A 20,902-nucleotide genomic window follows, 5' to 3' on the forward strand; every position below is an offset into this window, starting at 1 on the left:
TGTCCGCTTGACCTAGCGGCCCGGCAGTTCCCGCACGTCGGCCGTCGGCACCGAGCCGAACGCATCGCTCAGTGCATAGCCGATCAGCTGCCGCGCGGCGGCCTCGGGCGTCGCGAGCGCGCCGCTCGACTTCAGCTGGTCGAATTTCTCGCGCATCGGGAAATCGTCTTCGCGGGTCGAGCGGATCGTCGCCTGCATGCCCGTGTCGACCACACCCGGCGCGACGCTGCAGATCCGCAGCGCGCCGTTCGCGTCGAGCGCCACCGCGCGGGCATGGTGATCGAGCGCGGCCTTGGTCGCGCAATAGACGCTCCAGCCCGCGTAGGCGTTGCGCGCCGCGCCGCTCGACACGTGCAGGATCCGGCATTCGGTCCCGGCGGCAGCCGCCTGCACGAGTGCGGCCGACAGCATCAGCGGCGCCGCGACGTTCAGGCCGACCGCGCGCGCGACGATCGCCGGATCCTGCACGGCGAGCGGGCCAATTGGCTCGACGATGCCCGCGTTGTTGAACAGCAGCACGATCGACGCGCCGTCGACGAAACGGCGCAGCGTGTCGCCGGCCAGCCAGGCCGCGACGGCCGACGGGTCCGACAGGTCGAGTTCGGCTTCGGTGAAGCGGTCGCCGGCTTGCGACGCGAGCGACGGATGACGGCCGCGCGATACCCCGAGCACGGCGACGCCTTCCTGCAGCAGTTGTTCGGCAAGCGACGCACCGACGCCGCGGGTGTGTCCGGTGACGATGGCGCGCACGTGCGGTGCGGAAGAGGAGGCGGTCATGGCGGTGAACGGGTCGAAAGGGTGAACGGGTGACGCGCGGCGCGCATGCATGGCGGCATGGCGTGCGGGACGGGCACTGCGCGGTGTGGCGTGCGAGGGCGCTCGCGCGGCGCCGCGGGCGTCAGGGTGACGCATATCGTAGCGCCGGCCAGCGCGACGCGCAAACGCCGCCGCGCGCGCGACGGCGGAGCCGGCGGTGCGCAGCCGCCGACGCATGGCGCCGGCCGGCCGATACGCCGGACGAAAGCCGGCTGCGCCATGCGCGTGCGTGGAGGCGGCGGGCCGCGCCGTGCGTCGCGAGCTATCATATGGCTCGCCCGTGCGCGATGCCGGACGGGCCGCGACCGTTTCCCTTCACTTGCTGCACGCTGCGACGCCACTCATGAACACCACGCCGGATACGCCCACGCCACGCGCCCTTCGCGAACTCACGCCCCTCGAGGCCCGCATTCTCGGCGTGCTCGTCGAGAAACAGCACACGGTGCCGGACACCTATCCGTTGTCGCTCAACGCGCTGACCGCCGGCTGCAACCAGAAAACCGCGCGCGCGCCGGTGATGAACGTCAGCGAGGACGAAGTCACGACCGCGCTCGACGGCCTGAAGCACCTGAGCATCGTGATGGAGGGCAGCAGCAGCCGCGTGCCGCGTTTCGAGCACAACATGAACCGCGTGCTCGGCATTCCGAGCCAGGCGATCGCGTTGCTGACGATCCTGCTGCTGCGCGGCCCGCAGACGGCTGCCGAGCTGCGCCTGAACAGCGCGCGCCTGCACGGCTTCGCGGATATCTCGTCGGTCGAGGCGTTTCTCGACGAGCTCGCGACGCGTGCGCAACCGCTCGTCGTCCGGCTGCCGCGTGCGCCGGGCGCACGCGAGAATCGCTGGATGCACCTGATGTGCGGCGAAGTGAACGTGGCTGACTTCGCGGGCGCGGATGCCGGCGGGGCGGATTCCGTGCCGCCTTCGGAATTCGAGGCGCTGAAGGCCGAACAGAAGCGCCTCGCGGATGAAGTGGCGCGGCTGAATGCGCTGGTTCAGCGGATGGCCACCGAACTGGGCATCGACGTCGACGCGCAAGGCGACGCGTCCTGACAAACGCGGCTGCGGTGCGAGCGCGTCGCCCGGCCCGGTCGCCACGCAGGCGGGCCGGGGCGCGAGGCGGATACCGCCCGCACCGCCGCGTTACTTCAGCCTGACGCCCGGTACGAGATAACGCGCGCCGCCCGGCCTCAGGATCGGCGCGAGCGCCGCAAACGGCGCATCGAGTTGCGGCCCGAGACAGGCGCCCGCCGCGTGGCCGATCCCGGAAACGGCGAACGACAGCTTGCCGGGTGCGTCGAGTTCGAACGCCAGATACTCGGGGAACACATCCGCGCACGAGAGCGAAGTGTCTTTGCCGTCCGTCACGCGTTTGCCCCCCGCCGTCGTTGTGCGCAATCGGTCAATGAAACCTGCCAGCGCGGGGCTCGTTGCCGGATCCCCGTCCTTGTTCGTCGCAGCGGCGTCGATTACGCGATTCCAGTCGAGGTACGCGCCGCGCAGCAGGTCGAACGTGACCGGATCGTAGTGATTGTCCGGGTACGCGCCGCCGCAGAACAGGCTGCCCGATTCCACGATGCCCAACGCCGCGCGCGACAGCCACGTGACCGTCACTTGCTCGTCGTCGTAGCTGCCGAGCGTCCCGGCTGCCGGCCCGTCGTCGGTATAGCGCGTCGACGCGCATTCGAGCGCCGCGAGACTCATCTGCCAGTGCCGTTGTTCCAGCAGATGGTTGACCCGCGCCATCACGGCCGGATCGGGATGGCGGCTCAGCCGCGGATACGCGAACACCGTGCGCGGGTCGCTCCACATCCGGTACGCAATCGAGCCGTCGCCGATCTCGGGCCCCACCGGCCGTGCGTGCCCGGCAAGCTTCAGCGTCGCATACGGCGCGTGCTGCATGTCGATGTCCGCGCTGCGCGCGATGCCGCTGCCGACACCTCCCGCGGACACCGCGGTGATCGCTTCGACAGAGCCGGGCGCAACCGCGTCGGGATCGTATGCGGCGACGCGGCGCAGCGCGAAGGCACGCGTGTTGCCGGAGCGTGCATCGGTCCAGCGGCCGCGATAGCCGGCCTTGTCCCGCGTGCCTTGCCAGGTGGCCGCGGCATGGTCGAAATCGGCTTGCGCGCGATAATCCGCCGCATCGCGCGCGTCTTCCGGCAACTGCGTTCGCACGAGCGGTTCGGCCAGTTGCGCGGGCGTGCCGTGCAGCGGAATATCGACGCCGTGCTGCGCATAGAAGTAGCGGCCCGAGATCGAACCGTCCGCGGCCGGGCGATCGTCGAGTTCCATGACGACGGTGCCGGCACCTTGCAGCGTGCCTTCGTAGACCGTGCGCGGCGCGGCATGCGCGAAGCCTGTGTGCAGTGCGGCCAGCATGCACGCGATCCGGATCAGCGGGCGCCTCACCAGCGGCACCCGGTCTGCTCGGATGCGTCGACATCCAGCGCGCGGCTGAACGCGGTCTGCTTGCCGGTGCGTGCGTTGGTGTAGGTCATCGAATAGACCATCGCGCCCTGGGTCATCATTTCGTAGCGGCCGTTGATCCTGCCGCCGACCATTTCGTCCCAGGTGGTCGTGTACTGGTGCGGACGGCTTTCGTCGAGCACTTCTTCCTCCTCGTGCTCGATCACCAGCGGCAGGGCCGTTTTCGATTGCGCATAGCGCACCGCGCCGCCCGACCATTTGACCGCATCGTCATAGTAGGTGCGCATCTCGAAGCGCACGGGTTTGTCGCCATCCGACCGGAAGCAGAACACTTCGGTGGACACCTTGGCGAGTGCCGGCAGCGACACGCAGAGCAGCACGGCTGCGAGGATTTTTTTCATGATGGCGTGAGAGAAATGGAGCGGCAAATCAACCGACGCTGATCCGCGAAGCGCCCGCATCGACGAGCCGGAACAGCAGATCCTCGACGGCCGCCTCGGGCGCGGAGCCGAGATCCGCATTGACGCGCCAGCCCTGTTCCGTGCGAACCGGTTCCGACAGGTAATGAACGATCCCGTGCAGGCCGTCTTCGCCCGGCAGGTTTTCGTCGTCGCCGTCGAACCACGCGAAGAACCATGTCTTGAACGCTTCGACCGCCGCGCTTTCGTCGAGACCGTCGGCCTCGATCGCGGCCCAGTCCCACACGAACGGGCGGATCGACACGGCCGCCGTTTCGAGGTCGAACGCGAACGGCTCGAAATCCAGCTGCGTGGCGGAATCGACCATCGCCGGCTGGCCGGCCGATTCGCCTTCGGTCGCGATGATGTCGGCCCGGCACGGCAGCGCGAGCGGCCCTTCGGTGGCGAGCGTGCCGTCGGCGCGCCGGTAGGCCGGTTCGGCGATCACGGCCGGTTGCGTGGCCGCTTTCGCGAGCAGGGCGGCATACGGTTGGCGGATGGCGCGGAGCAGTTCGGAGACGGTCATCGTGGCGGGTCGGTTGGGCAGGGAACGATCGGTCACAGGCAGACAGGCGGTGCGCCGTGCGGCCGGCGTCGTACGACGCGGCCGCTTCGGTACCCGACAGCCGTGATCGTACGGCACTTCGGTGAAACGCGGACAGTCGGCCGAACGGCCGGCGCGCCCGCGTCGCGCGGCGACGGATTTAGGCGTTTACCTTCAAACAACGGAAAACGCCCGTCGAACGCGCCGTCGTTGTGCTTCAATTCATCCGGTTTGTACTCCTACTAAAAAACGGATTCGGTACAGGCAGGATCATTCATTCACAGGAGACAGTCGATGGATCGGAAACGGTATTGAAGCGGCACGCGCAATGGTCTGCAGCACCGCCGGACTTCCTTCGATGAAAGCAGCATATTCCAGGGGCCCCACCCATGTCCTCCAGACGCTTCATGATGGCCGCGGCCGCCGTGTCGGCCGCGCTCGCCGTCGTCGCCCAGCCGGCCAGCGCCAGCGCGGCGACCGTATCCGACCCGTTCTATGCGTACACCGGCGCCACGCCGCTGGCATCGATTCCACCGGGCACGGTGCTCAAGACCCGCAACGTGGTCTATCACGTGGCCGGCATTCCGACCGCGCTGACCGCCCAGCAGTTGCTGTATCGCACCAATAATGCGCTGAACCAGCCTGTCGTCAACGTGACGTCCGTGATCCGCAGCCAGGTCAGCAACGGCCAGGCCATCTCGTACCAGTCGGCCTACGATTCGCTGAACCCGTACGACGAGCCGTCGCAGGTGATCGCCGGCGACCGCGACGTCACGAAGGTCGTCAACGTCGGCACGTTGCTCTACAGCGCGGAGTCGATTCCGCTGTCGACGCTGCTGCTGCTGGGCTACAACATCATCGTGCCCGACACCGAAGGCCAGACGGCCGACTTCGCCGCCGGCCCCGAATACGGGATGACGACGCTCGATTCGATCCGCGCGGCGCTCAATACGCCGTCGACCGGCCTGAATCCGTCGAGCAAGGTCGCGATGATCGGCTATTCGGGCGGCGCGATCGCGACGAACTGGGCCGCGCAGCTCGCGCCGAGCTATGCGCCCGAGATCAACCGGCAGCTCGTCGGCGCGGCGGAAGGCGGCGTGCTGGTCGACCCCGCGCACAACCTGCGCTATGTCGACGGCAGCATCGTGTGGGGCGGCGTGGCCGCGGCCGCGCTGGCCGGGCTGTCGCGCGGCTACGGCTTCGACCTGACGCCGTATCTCAGCGATACCGGCGTCGCCGTGTTCAACGACATCCAGAGCCAGTCGCTCGCATACATCCTGCCGAAATACACGGGGCTGCATTGGGGCACGCTGTTCAAGCCGCAATACGCGAACGACATCAACAGCATTCCGGCCTACGTGACCTATGCGAACAAGGTGAACGCCGGGCTGGCCGCATCGCCGACGATCCCGATGTTCATCAGCCAGGGCACGGCCGGCGCGCTGGACGGCACCTTCAGCAGCCAGGTGGGCGACGGCGTGATGCTGGCGTACGACGTGCGCGCGCTTGCGCAGAAGTTCTGCGCGAGCGGCACGCCGGTCACGTACAGCGAATATCCGCTCGAACACGTGGGCGCGATCGTGCCCTGGGTCGCCGGAATGCTGCCGTGGCTCTACGACCGCTTCGGCGGCAAGGCCGCGCCGAGCAATTGCTGGCTGACGTCGCTGCTGCCCAGCAATTCGCTCGCGCCCGAGACGCTGCACTAGGCGCGCCGCGCGCAACATGGCCGGGCGACCCTTCACGGGTCGCCCGTTTTTTTTGCCGGGTGTTGACCTCCGTCGTCCTGCCGCGGCGGCGGCGCGCCCGTTCCCCCGCCGCAACCCTCCGCCGTCCCGCCCGGGTGCCATAATCGAGCCTGCTCACCATGACAGACGTCCCCCGGAGAATCACCATGCAGAACCTCGACAATCCTTCCCATGATCGCGAGGTAGGCAGCGCCGACGCGACGCAGGACACCACGCGCATCGACGACGTCCGCATCGGCGCCGTGCGCCCGCTGATCTCGCCGGCGCTGCTGCTGGACGAACTGCCGGTGCCGGCCGCCACGCAGACGCTCGTCGAGGACACGCGCCGCGCGATCGGCGACATCCTGCACGGCCGCGACGACCGGCTGCTGCTCGTCGTCGGCCCGTGCTCGATCCACGATCACGACCAGGCGCTCGACTACGCACGCCGCCTGAAGGCCGCCGCCGATGCGCTGCAGGACGACCTGCTGATCACGATGCGCGTCTACTTCGAGAAGCCGCGCACGACGGTCGGCTGGAAGGGCTACATCAACGATCCGCGCCTCGACGGCAGCTTCCGCATCAACGAAGGGCTGCGCGCCGCGCGGCAACTGCTGCTCGACATCAACGCGCTCGGGCTGCCCGCGTCGACCGAATTCCTCGACCTGCTGAGCCCGCAGTACATCGCCGACCTGATCGCGTGGGGCGCGATCGGCGCGCGCACGACCGAGAGCCAGAGCCATCGCCAGCTCGCGTCGGGCCTGAGCTGCCCGATTGGCTTCAAGAACGGCACCGACGGCGGCGTGCAGGTCGCGTCGGATGCGATCGTCGCCGCGGCCGCGAGCCATGCGTTCATGGGGATGACGAAGATGGGGATGGCCGCGATCTTCGAGACGCGCGGCAACGACGATGCACACGTGATCCTGCGCGGCGGCAAGAACGGCCCGAACTACGACGCCGAACATGTCGAGGCGAGCTGCGCGGTGCTGCGCAAGGCCGGCTTGCGCGAGCAGGTGATGGTCGACTGCTCGCACGCGAACTCGAACAAGTCGCACGAACGCCAGATCGACGTCGCGCAGGATCTCGCGCGGCAGTTGGGGCAGGGCGAGCACCGGATCGTCGGCGTGATGGTCGAGAGCCATCTCAAGGCCGGGCGGCAGGATCTGAAGCCCGGCGTGCCGCTCGAGTACGGCGTGTCGATCACCGACGCGTGCCTGAGCTGGGCGCAGACGGAACCGGTGCTGGACGTGCTGGCCGAAGCGGTGCGGCATCGCCGGGTGTATTCGCGCAACGCGTGAAGTCACGGCGGCGGGTGATGCCCGCCGCCGCCACCGGCGGCGCGCCGGCGAGCACGGGCGCCGCCCGGGTCGTTTCATCCTCCCCGGTGCGCGCTGCGTCGCGCGCCCGGCGTCACTTCGCGCGCCGGCGTCCTGCCCGCGCGTCATTTTCTCCATCGATCGATCTCCCGGTGGCCGCCCTCGGCGGCCCGCCGCGCCGCGCCGTTCGGAAACCCGTCCGGCGTGGTCGACCCCTGCCCTGCGCCGCGTTCCGTTTCGCCATGTGGATCGCGGGCATTTGGCATCTTATGGGCGAACTAGTCCTAGTGATTGGTGCAGAAGTCTGCAAATTTAGGACAAGTCTTATATCTGGCGCCTGGTTGAATCGTCAAAATCCTAATCAAGCAATGCGTTCCGATAGCCGATGCGCCCGACGCGGCACCTGAGAGGCCGAGGCGCCGCAGGCCCCCGCCGCTGACCGAACGACCGGGCTGCCGCTTGCTGCCCGAATCGAAGAAGGGCGGCATGCGCCGCATCGAGCCGCCCGCGGCCGAAACGACCGGCCGGGACATGTCAGGCATGGCATGCCGTCGATCGAAAGCCGGCCGGCGTTTGCATCGAGGGCTGCCGGCGAACGCGTGAAATGGATGGGAAATCGATAAGTTATGCAAATCATCATTGACAGGAAATACCGTGTTCACCGGAGGCTGCTTGCCGCAGCCGCGCTGTCGTTTGCGTCGTCGATCGCCGGCGCGAACATGCTGGTCTATCCGATGGCCGCGTCGATCGGGGCCGGCAGCGAGTCGGCCGCGGAGCTGCGCATCTATTCGAAATCCGATGCGACGCAATACGTGAAGGCGATCGCGAAGCGCGTGATCGATCCGGCGACGGATCACGAGCGCGAGGAGACCGGCATGAATTCCGGCGACGACGCGATCGTGATTTCGCCTGCCAAGTTCGCGCTGCCGGCCGGCGGCACGCGGCTCGTCCGCGTGATTCCGCTCGGCGCGCCGCAGAAGGAGGTGCTGTATCGCATCTACCTGCAGCCTGCGGCGGCGCCGTCCGACGACGCATCCGCGGCGCAGGACGACGTGTCCGGCAAGGTCGACTTCAGTCTCGTCTGGGCGCCGCTGATCCGTGTGCTGCCGAAGACGGTCGTGCCCGACTTCGACGTGGCGAACGGCACGCTGACCAATACCGGCAACGTCCGGATCGGCCTGATCGACGCGGGCGCATGCCAGTCCGAAAAGGACGAGTCGTCGTGCCGGTGGACGAAATTCGAACGCAGCGTCTATCCGGACCAGGAGTTCAGGCTGGACGGGCTGCATGCCGCACCTTATGTGCGAATCCGATATCGAGTGGGGGGAGTGGCGGATGTACAGCAGAAGGTCGTGCCCGCGCATTCCGTCGACGCGATGAACGCGCCGAGCGCGAATCACGAGACCCGGACGGGTCACACCATTGTTTCAACCAACCAGAAGGACTAACCCATGCTGAAATACGTTCCCATCGCTGCCGCCGCCCTGATGTCGATGTCGGCTCACGCCGTGCAGAAGGACATCACCGTCACCGCCAACGTCGACACCACGCTCGAAATGCTGTCGGCGGACGGCTCGGCACTGCCGACGACCATGCAGATGCAATACCTGCCGGGTTCGGGTCTTCAGGCCGCCACGGTGAATACGAAGATCTTCACGAACGACAAGGCGAAGGATCTGCAGATCCGCCTCGCGGCCGATCCGACGCTGAAGAACCAGACGAGCCCGGGCGCGAAGGCCATTCCGCTGACGGTCACGCTCGGCAACACCGCGCTGACCACCACGGCGACGACGCTGAAGACCGCGGAACTGTTCCCCGGCGAACTGGCCCAGGGCTCGAACGTGCTGCCGCTGTCGATCGGCCAGAAGACCGTCGAAGCCGTCACGGAGTCCGGCAGCTACCAGGGTCTCGTCAGCGTGATCGTCACGCAGAGCGCGGCATCGGGTTCGGGTAGCTAAGCTTCTCCGCGTTGTCGACGGGCGCGCCTGCACGGCGCGCCCTGTTTTTTGTAGTACTCCTGCAAAATTTCCCCCCTGTTCCCGCATGATTCCATTCGATCTCAAGAAGACCGTTGTCGCATGCCTGAGCGCGCTGTGTGTGATGGACGCCGCGTCCGTCGCGCAGGCCGCTTCGGCCGTGCCGCCGGGCTTCGAGGACATCATGACGGGGCACGACGAGCGCATCAACGTCAATTTTCTCGGCAAGCCGCTCGGCCTGTTTCGCGTGTTCGTGACGCCGGACACCGTGCGTTTCGAGGATCCCGCGCGCGTGTTGCAGGCGCTCGCCTCGCAGCTCGACCCGGCGGCCGACGTCTCGGCGATCGGCGCGGCATTGTCGAAGTCGATGGCGCGCAACGGCAACCTCGCCTGCGCGGGGCAGGCTGGCCTGAACGGCTGCGGCTATGTCGACACCGACAGCGCGGCCGTGATCTACGACGAAAGCGACGGCAACATCGAGTTGTTCCTGTCGCACGCCTGGCTGAGCACCGAGCAGCGCGACCGTCGCTATCGCGAGCCGTCGCCGATGACGGAAAACGCGCTGATCCATCAGCAGACGGTCAACCTGTCGGGCGGCCGGGGCTACCGGAGCCTGTCCGTGTCGGGCACGGGCGCGCTCGGCATCACGCCGCAGAGTTTCATCGGCGGGAACTGGAGCTTCACGCATTCGGGCTATTCGCGCGGGTCGGAGAGCCGCGTCCGGCTGCAGGATCTCTACTACCGCCACGACATCGGCCACGCGCATTATGCGCAGGCCGGCCGGATGGACAACCGGAACCTTGCGAGCGCGCTCGGCGGCAACTTCGGGTTCACGATGCTGCCGGTCGGCACGCTCGACGGCGTGCGCGTCGGCACGACGCTCGCCTACGTGAACCCGGAGGTCGCGGAGCAGGGCACGCCGGTCACGCTGCTGCTGCCGCGCGATTCGCGTATCGACGCGTACCGCGGGCAGGAACTGCTGGGCACGTTCTACATGAAGGCCGGCGTCAACGCGCTCGACACGTCCCGCTTTCCGGAAGGCACGTATCCGCTGACGCTGCGTGTGTTCGAGAACGGCGTGCAGGTGCGCACGCAGATGTCGCCGTTCATGAAGACGGGCGGCGGCGCCAATTCGCGCACGCGGCAATGGTTCGTGCAGGCCGGCCGCCCGTCCGACCGCGACGCACCGGACGGCGTGGCCGCGGCAGCCGGGGTGCGGATCCCGCTGTTGCGTGAAATGGCGCTGACGAGCGGCATCGCGAGCGTCGGCGGGAACCTCTACAACGAGACGGCGCTGGAGTGGCGTCACGCGTTTGCGCTGGGCGTGCTCTCCGCCGGCGGTTCGTTTTTCGTCGGGAACGACGGCTCGCGCGGCAACACGCAACAGATCTCGTTCGCCGACGGCGTGTCGTGGAGCGTGTACCGCTACCAGATGCGCGGCGCGGCATGCGGCGGCGCGGCGATGTCGTATCGCGACATCGGCTGCTACGACATGCTGAACGCGACCGTGTCGTTTCCGATCGGCAACTGGTCGGCGATGCTCGGCTATACGTACAACAAAAGCGTCGGACGCTCGGAAAGCTGGCAGCCCGACATGCTGGACCGTCCATGGGCCGCGCCCGTGTTCCGTCAGGGAGACCAGGTGTCACGCGCGCTGCAGGCGTCGCTGTCGCGCTCCGTCACGTGGCGCAAGGTCAGCGCGAACCTGCGCATCGGTGCTTACGCGAACCGCAGCACCGGCGCACGCAACGAGTATGGCGGCTACGTCGGCGTGACGCTGTCGATGGCCGAACCCGCGATGCAGCCCGGGCGCGCGTCCGCTTACACGTCGGCGGGCGTCGACGTTCGCACGGACCGCAGCAGCACGACGACGAACTACACGCTCGACCGCAACTGGAACTGGCAGGGCGACAGCTACCGGGAGGTCGCGCTCGGGGTGTCGGGATACGGCACCGAGAGCCTGACGGGCACCGCGCAGGGCCGCTGGAAGGGCCGCTACGGCGACGTCGCCGGATCGGTCGCGAACAGCTACAGCCGCGACAGCGGCGGCAACAACCCGTCGGTGACGGCGAGCTACTCGTCGTCGTTCGCGCTGGCGCGGCAGGGGATGTTCCTCGGCGCGTCCGCGTCGCAATCGGATCCGCTCGCCGGGTTCGCCGTCCGGGTCGGCAGGCACGACGACGCGAGCGGCATGGCGGCCGAGGTGCGCAGCGATTCGAGCGCGAGGATCAAGGTGGGCTTCGGGCAGCGTGCGCTGCTGCCGGTATCGGCCTTCACGCCGGTGACGACCGAAGTGAGCGACGCGGGCGCGCATGCGGCCGCGGGCGCGACGAGCGTGACCGAGGGGCTCGGCAAGCGCACGCTGTTCATGGTGCCGGGGCAGCTCGCAATGCGCAACGTCGATGCGAAGGTGACCTATACCTACGTCGGCCAGGCGTTCTCGGCGCGCGGCATGCCGCTGTCCGACAGCGTGATCCTCAACGGCTCGATGCCGCCGATCGACAGCCAGGGCGGCTTCATCGCCGAACTCGACCACAAGGAAGACGAATTGTTCGTGGTCGACGGGCCGACGCTGATGCGGTGCCCGCTGCACGTCAAGCGCCAGCAGGATGTGCTGATGATGGTCGGCAAGGTGCGTTGCGAAGTGGCCGGGCCGGACGCGCTGCCGGAATCGCTGCGCAAGCAGGCCCGCGTGCGCAAGCTGCTCGAGCATCGATACGTGATGTCGATGCGGGCGCGGACGACCGGGGCGCCCGACGAGGCGCAATGACGCGCGCAGTCGCGAGGCGGGCTTCGTGCGTCGCATCTTGCGCTGACGCGAACACAAGGAAACAGTCATCCAGATGAAACAGATCAATCGAATTCGCTGCCGGGCCATCGTCATGGCGGCCGCATTGGGGGCGATCGCACTCGATGCGTGTGCGGTTTCCCAGCAGCCGGCCAACCGCAACGATACGGTGGAAGCGACACGGGATCGCGGCGCGCCGCAGGGCGACGTCTCGGTGTTCGACAGTGCGTCGGGCGGGTACGACACGGCGGACGCCTACAAGTGGGGGCGAAATTCGTGGACCTGCCAATCCAGCAGCGACACGGCGACGGGTGCATGCCCGACCGAGCCGGTATGGGTCGTGGCGGGCACCTCGACCTCCATCCGGCTTTCGTTCAAGGAGGAAAAGACCGGCGCCACGGCCGTTCTGAATCTTGCAGGGGAAAATGCGTATGGCCGTCACCGGGATTGCAACGGCAACGTCGTGGCGGGGGTGGTGTCGAACGCGCGCGTTCCGATCGAGATGGCGCAGTCCGCTTCGATTGCCGGTTGCGCCAACGAAATCATCTGGGACGAGCGCAAGCTGTTCGTCAAGATTCCTGCCGCGGAACTGAAGAAACTCCCGTCCGGCGGAACCTGGAAGGCGAACCTCAAGTTGAACCTGAGACTGTGGGGGACCGGTACGCCACCGACGATCGCCGTCTTCAGCGCGGCGATCAAGCTGAATGTCACGGACAAGAACAACATCCAGGTCTATCTGCCGGAATACACGAGCGCGACGCCCGTCGTCGACCTCAAGCTGCGGATGCTGCCGAACGGCAGCCGGATCTCGGGAACCTCGAACGTCGACATGTGCCTGTACGACGGCTACAACTCGCAGAGCACGTGGTTCGACGTGTCGGCGAGCGACGGCCTGACGATCGACCGGCGCGACAAGGGCCGGTATTCCGTCCTGCTCGACTCGGACAAGAGCGGCGCCTACGCATCGCGCATCGACTACGACGTGAGCCTGACCTATGCGGGCAAGAAGATCGCGCTGCAGAACAACGAAACGGTGCGTCTGCAGGGCGTGAACAACAGCGCGGGCCGGTCGGTATCGCTGCCGGGCATTTCGGTGCCGGTGGTCTGCACGCCGACGCCGCTGACGCTGGAGACGCCGGAAGTCCAGTCGGTGTTCAAGCGTCCGGGCAAGTACAGCAACAAGCTGACGATCACGTTTACGCCGTCGTCCGCGAGTCTCTAGCGCGTTCGGCGCCCGTGAAGCGGCGCCGCACGTCCTCATCCCAAGCGAATCGATCATGGAAGCCAGGTTATCCGTACGGCGCCCGGTGTGGCGCATGCTTCGCCTCGTGTTGACGGCGGCGCTGCTGGCCGTCCCGGTCGGCGCGGGCGCCTCGACCGCCTGCTGGAAGCCGGTCTTCACCGACGAGGAGCTTCGGTGGATCGGCGCGCATCCGGTCGTCCATATCGCGGTCGAGGCGAACTGGCACCCGATCGAATACCTGCGCAACGGCAGGCATGCGGGGCTCGTCGCGGGTTACCTGGGCGCGATCTCGAAGATGACCGGGCTCACGTTCCAGACGGTGCCCGGCACCCAGTGGGGGCAGGCATACGATGCGCTTGGGTCCGGCAAGGTCGACCTGCTGCCGGGCGTCTGGCGCGAGCTGGTGCCGGACCGCGTCGGCGCCGGCGCGCTGGTCAGCGCGCCCTATCTGGTCGGGCGGCTGACCGTCGTGACGCGCAACGACTACGCGATGATCTTCGGCCTGCAGCGGCTGAAGGGCCGGCGCATCGCGATCAAGGGGCGCGGCGCGGTCGAGTATTTCGTCCGCCATAGCGGCGTGCCGCTCGAGGTGCTGACGTTCGACACCGAGGAGCTCGCGCTGGCCGCGGTCGCCAACGGCGAAGCCGATGCCGCGCTCGGCATCGACGTCACCATCCTGCCGATCGTGCGCCGGCAATTCACCGGCCAGCTCTACATGTCCGGGATGCTGGCCGATCGCCCGGTGTCGCTCGCGATGCTCTCGCGTGCCGACCTGCCGCTCCTCGCATCGATCATCGACAAGTCGCTCGCGGCCATTCCGGTCAGCGACACGGCCGCGATCACGCGGGATTCGATCGAACTGGGCGACTACGGCAAGCCGACGATCCGCTCGATCGTGCATTACCGGGCGCCGGTGGTCCTCGCGATCGCCGCGACCTTGCTGACCTTTGCGGCGCTGGCCTGCGTGATGTGGAAATCGCGCGCGGCGGCCGTGCGCAGCAAACGCGACAAGGCGATGTTCGTTGCCTTCGTCAGTCACGAGATCCGCACGCCGATGCAGACGGTTCTTTCGTCGCTCGAATTCCTGCGGCGTTCGCGGCTTCACGCGCAGCAGGCCGGCCGAGTGGATGCGGCCGTGTCGGCTTCCGAAACGCTGCTGACGCTGCTCGACGACATTCTCGACTACTCGCGCCTCGAGTCGCGCAAGGTCACGCTGTCGCCGCAAACGGTCGAGCTCGGGGCGTGGGCGCGCCAGACGGTCGACATGGTGCGGTGGCGCGCAGAGCGCAAGGCGCTTGCGTTGACGCTGGACGTTTCCGCGCCGCCGTCGCTGCATGTCGCGATCGACTCCGTGCGCGTCCGGCAGATCGTGCTGAACCTGCTCGTCAACGCGATCAACTTCACGTCGGCCGGCGCCGTGGCGCTGCGGGTCCGCTATCTGGCGGCCCGCCACGGAAGCCACGGCACGCTGCGCATCGAGGTGCGCGACACCGGCATCGGCATCGCGCCCGAGCGTTGCGGGCAGGTCTTCGATACATTCTGGCAGGCCGAGCGCGCGCCGCAGCAGGGCGCGGGCGGCAGCGGGCTCGGGCTCGCGATCTGCCGCGAACTCGTCGAGCTGATGCGCGGCTCGATCACCGTTGAAAGCACGCCGCATGTCGAGACGGTATTCAAGGTGCACTTGCCGGTGACGGCCATCGAGGGCGTGCCGGCGGCGGCGCCGTTCGCGGTGACGCCGGCGTCGGTGCCGTCACCGGCGGACGCAGGCGGGGCGCCGTCGCAGCACGCCGCGCCGCGCATCCTGATCGTCGACGATCACGACGCGGTGCGGGCCGCGCTTCAGGATCAATGCGACGCGCTCGGCTGCATCGGCATCGCCGCCGGCACGGGCGAGGACGCGTTGCGGCAGCTCGCGCGCGGCCGCATCGACCTGGTGCTGCTAGATTGCCGCCTGCCCGACATCGACGGCTACGCGCTCGCGCGCATGATCCGTCAGGAAGAAGCCGCGCGAGAGGCCGGGCATGTTCCGATCGTCGCGATTTCGGCGGAGTCCGGCGATGCGCACCGGGCGCGGTGCCTGGAAAGCGGGATGGACGGCGTGCTGGGCAAGCCGCTGCGCCTCGAAACGCTCCGGCAGGCGATCGCGACGTGGTGTCCGGTCGAGGCGCGCGACGTGCCGGATGCGTCGGCGGCGCACTAGGCTCGCGTCGCGCGTCCCGGCGGCCGGTCGCCGGGCTTTCCTGTCCGCGTGCGGCTCATGCATCCGGGTCGCCCGTTTCGCGCTCGCGGGCGTCCGGCCCGGCGATGTCGGCGCGATGCAGGCGCAGCAGTTCTTCGCCGAGCGCATGGATGCCCGGCGGCATGCCGCCGGAGGCGAGCTGCAGCCGGCGTTCGAGTTCGGCGGCCAGTTCGCTCGTCGCGCGATGGCCGGCCACGGCCGCCGCGCCCTTGATGCGGTGCGCGGCATGACTCGCCTGCCCGGTATCGCCGTTCGACAACGCGGCGCCGAGCGTCGCCAGATCGGCATCGACGCTGTGCCGATAGATCGTCCGGAAATCGGCTTGCGCCGGGCGCGGGTCCTGCGCCGGCGACGCGGTGTCGGCCGCCTCGTCGGCCGGGCACCACAGATCGATCATCTGGCGCAGTGCATCGAGCCGCAGCGGCTTGCCCAGCACGCCGTCCATGCCGCTGTCGAAACACCGTTCGCGATGCGCGTCGCCGGTCGCCGCCGAGATCGCGACGATCGGCGTGTGCGTGCGCTGGTGCCGGCGTTCGCTGTCGCGCATGCGTTGCACCACCGTATAGCCGTCGATGTCGGGCAGGTCGCAGTCGATCAGCACCATGTCGAACGTCGTGTGCGCGAACTGCGCGAGCGCATGCTCGCCGCTGTCGGAGACGATCGAGCGGCAGGCCAGTGCGTCGAGCTGATGCTGGATCGCATGACGAACCGCTTCATGATCGTCCACGACCAGGATCATCGGGCCGTTCGCGGCTGGCCGAGGCGTGTCGGTTGCCGCCGGCGTCGGCTCGCCCGCCGGCTGCGCCGGTTCGGCCGGCGCCCCGTGCGCGTCGGCCGGGCCGGGCGCCGGCGCGTGCGCGATGCGCCGCACCGGCAGGATCACGGTGAAGATGGTGCCCTTGTCGGGGCTGCTGCTGACGGTGATGACGCCTTCCATCAGGTCGACGAGTTCGCGGCAGATCGACAGCCCCAATCCGCTGCCGGCGACGCGCCGGCTCCCGGCTCGCTCGGCGCGCTGGTACGGCTCGAAGATGCTGCGCTGGCGTTCGGGCGGAATGCCGATGCCGGTATCGCGGACCTCGATCACGAGCGAGCCGGCACGCTCCGGCTTGCCGTCGAGATAGTCGACGCGCAGCGCGATCGAGCCGGCCGACGTGAACTTGATCGCGTTGACGAGCAGATTCAGCACGATCTGCCGCGTGCGCACCGGGTCGATCAGCACGCGCAGCCCGGGCGGGCATGCGAGTTCGAGCGTCAGGTCCAGCTTTTTCTCGTCGATGCGCCAGCGCACCATGTCGGCGCTGCGCCGCACCCACGGTTCGATGGGCGTGGGTTCGGGCGCGAGCGTCACGTTGCGCGATTCGAGGCGCGAGTAGTCGAGGATGTCGTCGAGCAGCGTCAGCAGCGATTCCGACGCGGCCACCGCCGCGTCCGCGCGGCCGGCCTGCTTCGGCGGCAGCTTCGAGCGTTGCAGCAGTTCCAGCGACGACAGGATCGTGTGCATCGGCGTGCGGATCTCGTGGCTGATGAACGCGAAGAACATCGCCTTGTCGCGTTCGTTGCGCACCGCCGCGACGCGCGAACGCCAGGAAACGAATGCGATCGCCAGCAACGCGAGCAGGCAGGCGCCGGCCGCCGTGACTTCCCAGCGCCGGTAATAGAGGATCGAGTGCAGCGACGGCTTGCCGTAGTCGGTCGATTCGATCCACTGGCGGGAAATGGCCTCGGCGTCGCGCGCCGGGATCGCCGCAAGCGACTTGTCGAGAATCGACGCAAGCACCGGCAGGTCGCGGCGCGTCCCGATCGCGAGCGCATAGGGGTTGTCCGGCAGGCCGCCTGCCACGAACAGCTTGTCGTGGTATTGCCGTTGCAGCGGCGGCAGGATCGCCATGTCGGGGCCGATCGCGACATCCGCGCGGCCGTCGGCGACGGCCTCGAGCGCGTCGCGCTCATCGGGGTAGGTCAGCAGGGTCATCGGGAGGGTGCTGTGGCGGAGCGCGACTTCCAGTGCGCCGCCGCCCTTGACCGCGACACGCCGGCCGGCGAGATTGCGGGCCTCGACGAACAGCGTCTGGTGCCCGGATGCCACGACGAAGACCGTACCGACGAAATAGGGGCGGCTGATGATGACGCGGCTGCGGAGCTTGCTCGGGTCGCCGTGCGCCGCCTCGTCGGACGCGCTGCGCCACGTCATGTCGGGAATGATGTCGATCAGGTCGGTGCGCAGTGCATCAGGCGAGTTGCGCCACGTGAGCTCGTCGACATACTCGAAGCGCAAGCCGCTGATCTTCGAGATGGCATCGAGAAATGACGGCACCACGCCGACGACCTTGCCGTTCTCGCGAAATTCGAACGGGGGCCACGTCGGATCGGCGCGGGTCCGAACGACGGGGTGCGCGGCGATCCAGGCCTTTTCTTCCGCGGTGAACGGCAGTGCGTCGGCCGCCCGTCCGGACGCCGGCATCAGCCCGATCATCATGCCGATCAGGACGGCGCGCCCCTTCACACTCACCATGTTCACGTCCTTCCCTCGCGTTGTCGGCCGGCTTGCAATGAACCGGCATCGTTGTTCGAGCGGTTGCGGCGGCGTCGGCCCGCTTCGACGTCGCGGTTCCCGTCCGGCGTGGCACCCGGCGGCCGGATCCGCATCGGCCGCCGCGACGAGCGCGAGCACCGTCTAAAAACGGGCCAGCCATCATAGGTCGCGGACAGGGGAAGCGCAACGCCGTCTTGCTGCCGGGAGACCCGGTCGAACGAGCCTGTCCGGTTTGGCCGGCGGGGTTAAAAAACAGCCGAAAAACCGGTAATCTCATCCCAATAAACAACGGCATCGATGGCGGCCCGCGACGACGAGCGGTGCGGCGCAGCCAATCGGAGCCGAACCGAAATAAAGAAAGGGTTAGCAATGAGGCCAGAGCACCAGTCGATCCAGGTCGTGATCCTGGACGACCACGCCGTCGTCCAGCACGGGATCGCCAGTTACCTGGCGGAGAAGACCGGCATTCAGGTCGCGGCGAGTTTCGCGAAATCGCGCGACCTGATCCGCTGGCTCGAGGCGAATCACGCCGATGTCGTGCTGCTCGACTACACGCTCGGCCCCGGCGAGATCGACGGCCTCAACCTCGTCAAACTCGTCAATACGCGCTTTCCGGATAGCCGGATTCTGATGACGTCGAGCAGCGATACGCCAGCGACCGTGAACATGACGATGCGCGCGGGTGCGCTCGGCTTTTTCGGCAAGAGCGAGAATCTCAGCGAGCTCGCGCATGCGATTCGTGTCGTGGCGAGCGGCCGTTCCTATATCAGCGCCGAACTGGCGGACCGCATCATGGCGGGCTCGGCGCCCGACCCGCGCGCGGCCGAGCCGAAGCCCGCGAGCGGCGAGAGCGCACCGCCGTCCGACGCGGGCCTGTCCACCGACCTGGGGCTGAGTCCGCGCGAACACGAAGTGCTGCGCTGTTATCTCGCGGGGCTGTCCGTGTCGGACATCGCGTTGAAGTTTTCCCGCAGCCGCAAGACGATCAGCGCCCAGAAGCAATCGGCGTTTCGCAAGCTCGGCATCCGCAACGATGCCGAACTGTTCGCATCCCGCAAGCTGATCGAGGAAGGACGGACGGGCTGAGCGGTGCGTCGCGGCGTTGTTGCCCGCGACGCGCGCGCCGGTTGTGCGGACGATCGCCGCTGCGCGATCGGCGCGGCGCGGCCGGCTTGCCGCGAGCGGTTGCGCCCGCATCGTCCCGCTTCCGGAATCCACGATGAGCGGACCGAATGCCCGCATCCGCGCTTCGCTGCGGTGTCCGTAACGTCGCGATCGCGCCGGTGCGTCATCGCGTCCGATGCAGCGTTGCGCGAGGGGCGCTAACATGGGCCGGTGCAATGCATCGCGCGCCGGCCGCCGTGCCGCATGCGACGCACGCACGGCGGCGGCTCGGCCGGCCGCCCGCATCGACAACAATTCACCGGAGTACATGACAGCATGGCTTTCTACAAGACCCTCATCGCAGCAACCGTCCTCGCATCGAGCGTCAGCGCACACGCGCAGATCGCCGGTGCGCAGCCGCTCAGCGTGACCGTCGAGCAATCGCAGGCGCTGCTCGAAGGCTGGAGCGTGAAGAAGAGCGTGCTCGGCAAGGCCGTCTACAACGACCAGAACCAGAAGGTCGGCAGCGTCCGCGACCTGATCGTCGCGCCGGACGGCTCGGTGTCGGCGGCGATCGTGTCGGCCGGCGGTTTCCTGGGCGTGGCCGCGCATGACGTCGCGGTGCCGATCGCGTCGCTGGATGTGCACAACGGCAACATCTACCTGCCGGGCGCGACCAAGGAGGCGCTGAAGGCAACGCCCGCGTTCCAGTACGCGAAGGTGCCGACGCCGCCGAAGCCGAAGAAGGTCGACGACAAGCACTGATCGTCACCGCCCGGCGCGGCATGCGCCGGGCTCGCCGCCCGCGCGCCCGCGGGCGCTCAGGCCGCTGGGGCCGGCTCGTCCTGCCAGGTTCCGCCGAAGACGGGCGCGACCGGCCCGCTCAGGAACACGCTGCCGGCGCCGTCCCAGCGCACCGTCACGTCGCCGCCGTCGCATTCGACGCGCACCGACGCATCCAGCAGCCCGCGCCGGATGCCGTTCACGACCGCCCCGCACGAACACGATCCCGACCCGAGCGGTACGCCGCCGCCGCGCTCCCAGATGCGCAGGCGAATATGCGCGCGATCGATCACCTGGACGAAATGCACGTTGGTTTTCTGCGGAAACAGCGGATGCGTTTCGAGCGGCGGGCCGAGCGCCTCGACGTCGATCGTGCGCAGATCGTCGACGAAGAACGTGCAGTGCGGATTGCCCATGTTGCACGCGGCCGGTGCGCCGGGCAGCGGCAGCGCGAGGGTATCGAGCGCCTCGGCGACCGGCACGTCCCGCCAGCCGGTGAGCGGCACGCCCATCTCGACGGTGATCCGGTCGTTCGCGTCCGCCGAGCAGACGAGATATCCGCGCGCGGTGCGCAGCACGAGCGACGACAGGCCGGTTTCCCGCATCAGTTGCCACGCGACGCCGCGCGTCGCGCTGCCGCAGGTGGCGAGCGGCGAGCCGTCGGCGTTCCAGAACGCGACGCGCGCGGCCGCGTCGTCGCAGTCCGACACGACCGCGAGCTGGTTGAAGCCGATGCCGCGCCGCCGGTCGCCCATTTGTCGGGCGAGACGGCCGTCGATGGCGTGCGCGGTGCCGCGCAGGTCGACGATGGCGAAGTCGTCGCCGTTCGCGTGCATTTTCTGAAATCCGATCGGCATGGCGGTTCCGGTATCGAGACAGGCGAACACTGTACGGTGCACGGCGGCCGGGATCAATGCCGCAATGCCGCGCAGGGTGGGGCGCGGGGC

At 68.2% G+C, this 20,902-nt stretch carries 16 protein-coding genes; 10 read left to right on the forward strand and 6 right to left on the reverse strand.

All coding sequences use genetic code 11. The features are described from left to right. Window positions 1-12 precede the first annotated feature (12 nt). Window positions 13-777: an SDR family oxidoreductase gene (locus GQ56_RS0123070; RefSeq protein WP_031400890.1), complete on the reverse strand. Its 765-nt coding sequence runs from the start codon at window positions 775-777 to the stop codon at window positions 13-15. 382 nt (window positions 778-1,159) lie between these two features. Between GQ56_RS0123070 and GQ56_RS0123075 the strand changes: the two genes are divergently transcribed. Next, window positions 1,160-1,867: a YceH family protein gene (locus GQ56_RS0123075; protein ID WP_031400891.1), complete on the forward strand. Its 708-nt coding sequence runs from the start codon at window positions 1,160-1,162 to the stop codon at window positions 1,865-1,867. A gap of 90 nt (window positions 1,868-1,957) precedes the next feature. Here the strand turns inward: GQ56_RS0123075 and GQ56_RS0123080 are convergent, their stop codons facing one another. The 3 genes from GQ56_RS0123080 to GQ56_RS0123090 are packed head-to-tail and all read right to left on the reverse strand — an operon-like array spanning window position 1,958 to window position 4,228. Beyond that, a complete protein-coding gene (locus tag GQ56_RS0123080) occupies window positions 1,958-3,196 on the reverse strand; it encodes a hypothetical protein (protein ID WP_031400892.1) in 1,239 nt (412 codons plus the stop codon). Window positions 3,197-3,222: 26 nt separating this feature from the next. Further along, the gene (locus GQ56_RS0123085; protein ID WP_031400893.1) at window positions 3,223-3,645 is read right to left on the reverse strand and encodes a hypothetical protein; all 423 of its coding nucleotides are present in this window, start codon (window positions 3,643-3,645) and stop codon (window positions 3,223-3,225) included. A 28-nt stretch (window positions 3,646-3,673) separates the two neighbouring features. Further along, window positions 3,674-4,228 (reverse strand): hypothetical protein, encoded by a 555-nt coding sequence (locus GQ56_RS0123090; RefSeq protein WP_031400894.1) that lies wholly within the window; start codon window positions 4,226-4,228, stop codon window positions 3,674-3,676. Window positions 4,229-4,635: 407 nt separating this feature from the next. Here GQ56_RS0123090 and GQ56_RS0123095 point away from each other — a divergent pair, with 407 nt between their 5' ends. The 7 genes from GQ56_RS0123095 to GQ56_RS0123130 all read left to right on the forward strand — a co-directional run bounded on the left by GQ56_RS0123095 (window position 4,636) and on the right by GQ56_RS0123130 (window position 15,493). Beyond that, complete coding sequence (locus GQ56_RS0123095) at window positions 4,636-5,952, forward strand: lipase family protein (RefSeq protein WP_031400895.1); 1,317 nt, start codon at window positions 4,636-4,638, stop codon at window positions 5,950-5,952. A gap of 185 nt (window positions 5,953-6,137) precedes the next feature. After that, window positions 6,138-7,268: a 3-deoxy-7-phosphoheptulonate synthase gene (locus GQ56_RS0123100; protein ID WP_031400896.1), complete on the forward strand. Its 1,131-nt coding sequence runs from the start codon at window positions 6,138-6,140 to the stop codon at window positions 7,266-7,268. A gap of 644 nt (window positions 7,269-7,912) precedes the next feature. Next, window positions 7,913-8,734, forward strand: coding sequence for a cable pilus chaperone CblB (cblB, locus tag GQ56_RS0123110; protein ID WP_043301601.1), 822 nt, complete (start codon window positions 7,913-7,915; stop codon window positions 8,732-8,734). 3 nt (window positions 8,735-8,737) lie between these two features. Further along, window positions 8,738-9,244: a cable pilus major pilin CblA gene (gene cblA / locus GQ56_RS0123115; RefSeq protein ID WP_031400898.1), complete on the forward strand. Its 507-nt coding sequence runs from the start codon at window positions 8,738-8,740 to the stop codon at window positions 9,242-9,244. Window positions 9,245-9,329: 85 nt separating this feature from the next. Beyond that, window positions 9,330-12,032 (forward strand): cable pilus usher protein CblC, encoded by a 2,703-nt coding sequence (cblC, locus tag GQ56_RS0123120; protein ID WP_031400899.1) that lies wholly within the window; start codon window positions 9,330-9,332, stop codon window positions 12,030-12,032. Between the two features lie 73 nt (window positions 12,033-12,105). Then, a complete protein-coding gene (locus GQ56_RS0123125; protein WP_031400900.1) occupies window positions 12,106-13,272 on the forward strand; it encodes a CfaE/CblD family pilus tip adhesin in 1,167 nt (388 codons plus the stop codon). Window positions 13,273-13,366: 94 nt separating this feature from the next. Then, window positions 13,367-15,493: an ATP-binding protein gene (locus GQ56_RS0123130; protein ID WP_321029203.1), complete on the forward strand. Its 2,127-nt coding sequence runs from the start codon at window positions 13,367-13,369 to the stop codon at window positions 15,491-15,493. A 55-nt stretch (window positions 15,494-15,548) separates the two neighbouring features. Here GQ56_RS0123130 and GQ56_RS0123135 read toward each other — a convergent pair whose 3' ends face one another. Beyond that, on the reverse strand, window positions 15,549-18,047 hold the full coding sequence (locus tag GQ56_RS0123135; protein ID WP_031400902.1) for an ATP-binding protein: 2,499 nt from the start codon (window positions 18,045-18,047) through the stop codon (window positions 15,549-15,551). A gap of 390 nt (window positions 18,048-18,437) precedes the next feature. Between GQ56_RS0123135 and cblR the strand changes: the two genes are divergently transcribed. Both cblR and GQ56_RS0123145 read left to right on the forward strand, forming a co-directional pair. Further along, entirely contained in the window at window positions 18,438-19,154 is a 717-nt protein-coding gene (cblR, locus tag GQ56_RS0123140; RefSeq protein ID WP_031400903.1) for a cable pilus system response regulator transcription factor CblR, read from the forward strand. A 354-nt stretch (window positions 19,155-19,508) separates the two neighbouring features. After that, complete coding sequence (locus GQ56_RS0123145) at window positions 19,509-19,937, forward strand: PRC-barrel domain-containing protein (RefSeq protein ID WP_031400904.1); 429 nt, start codon at window positions 19,509-19,511, stop codon at window positions 19,935-19,937. A 56-nt stretch (window positions 19,938-19,993) separates the two neighbouring features. Here GQ56_RS0123145 and dapF read toward each other — a convergent pair whose 3' ends face one another. Further along, entirely contained in the window at window positions 19,994-20,812 is an 819-nt protein-coding gene (gene dapF, locus GQ56_RS0123150; RefSeq protein ID WP_031400905.1) for a diaminopimelate epimerase, read from the reverse strand. Between the last annotated feature and the right edge of the window lie 90 nt (window positions 20,813-20,902).

Origin of the sequence: Burkholderia paludis (genome assembly GCF_000732615.1) — a bacterium.
GTDB lineage: Bacteria > Pseudomonadota > Gammaproteobacteria > Burkholderiales > Burkholderiaceae > Burkholderia > Burkholderia paludis.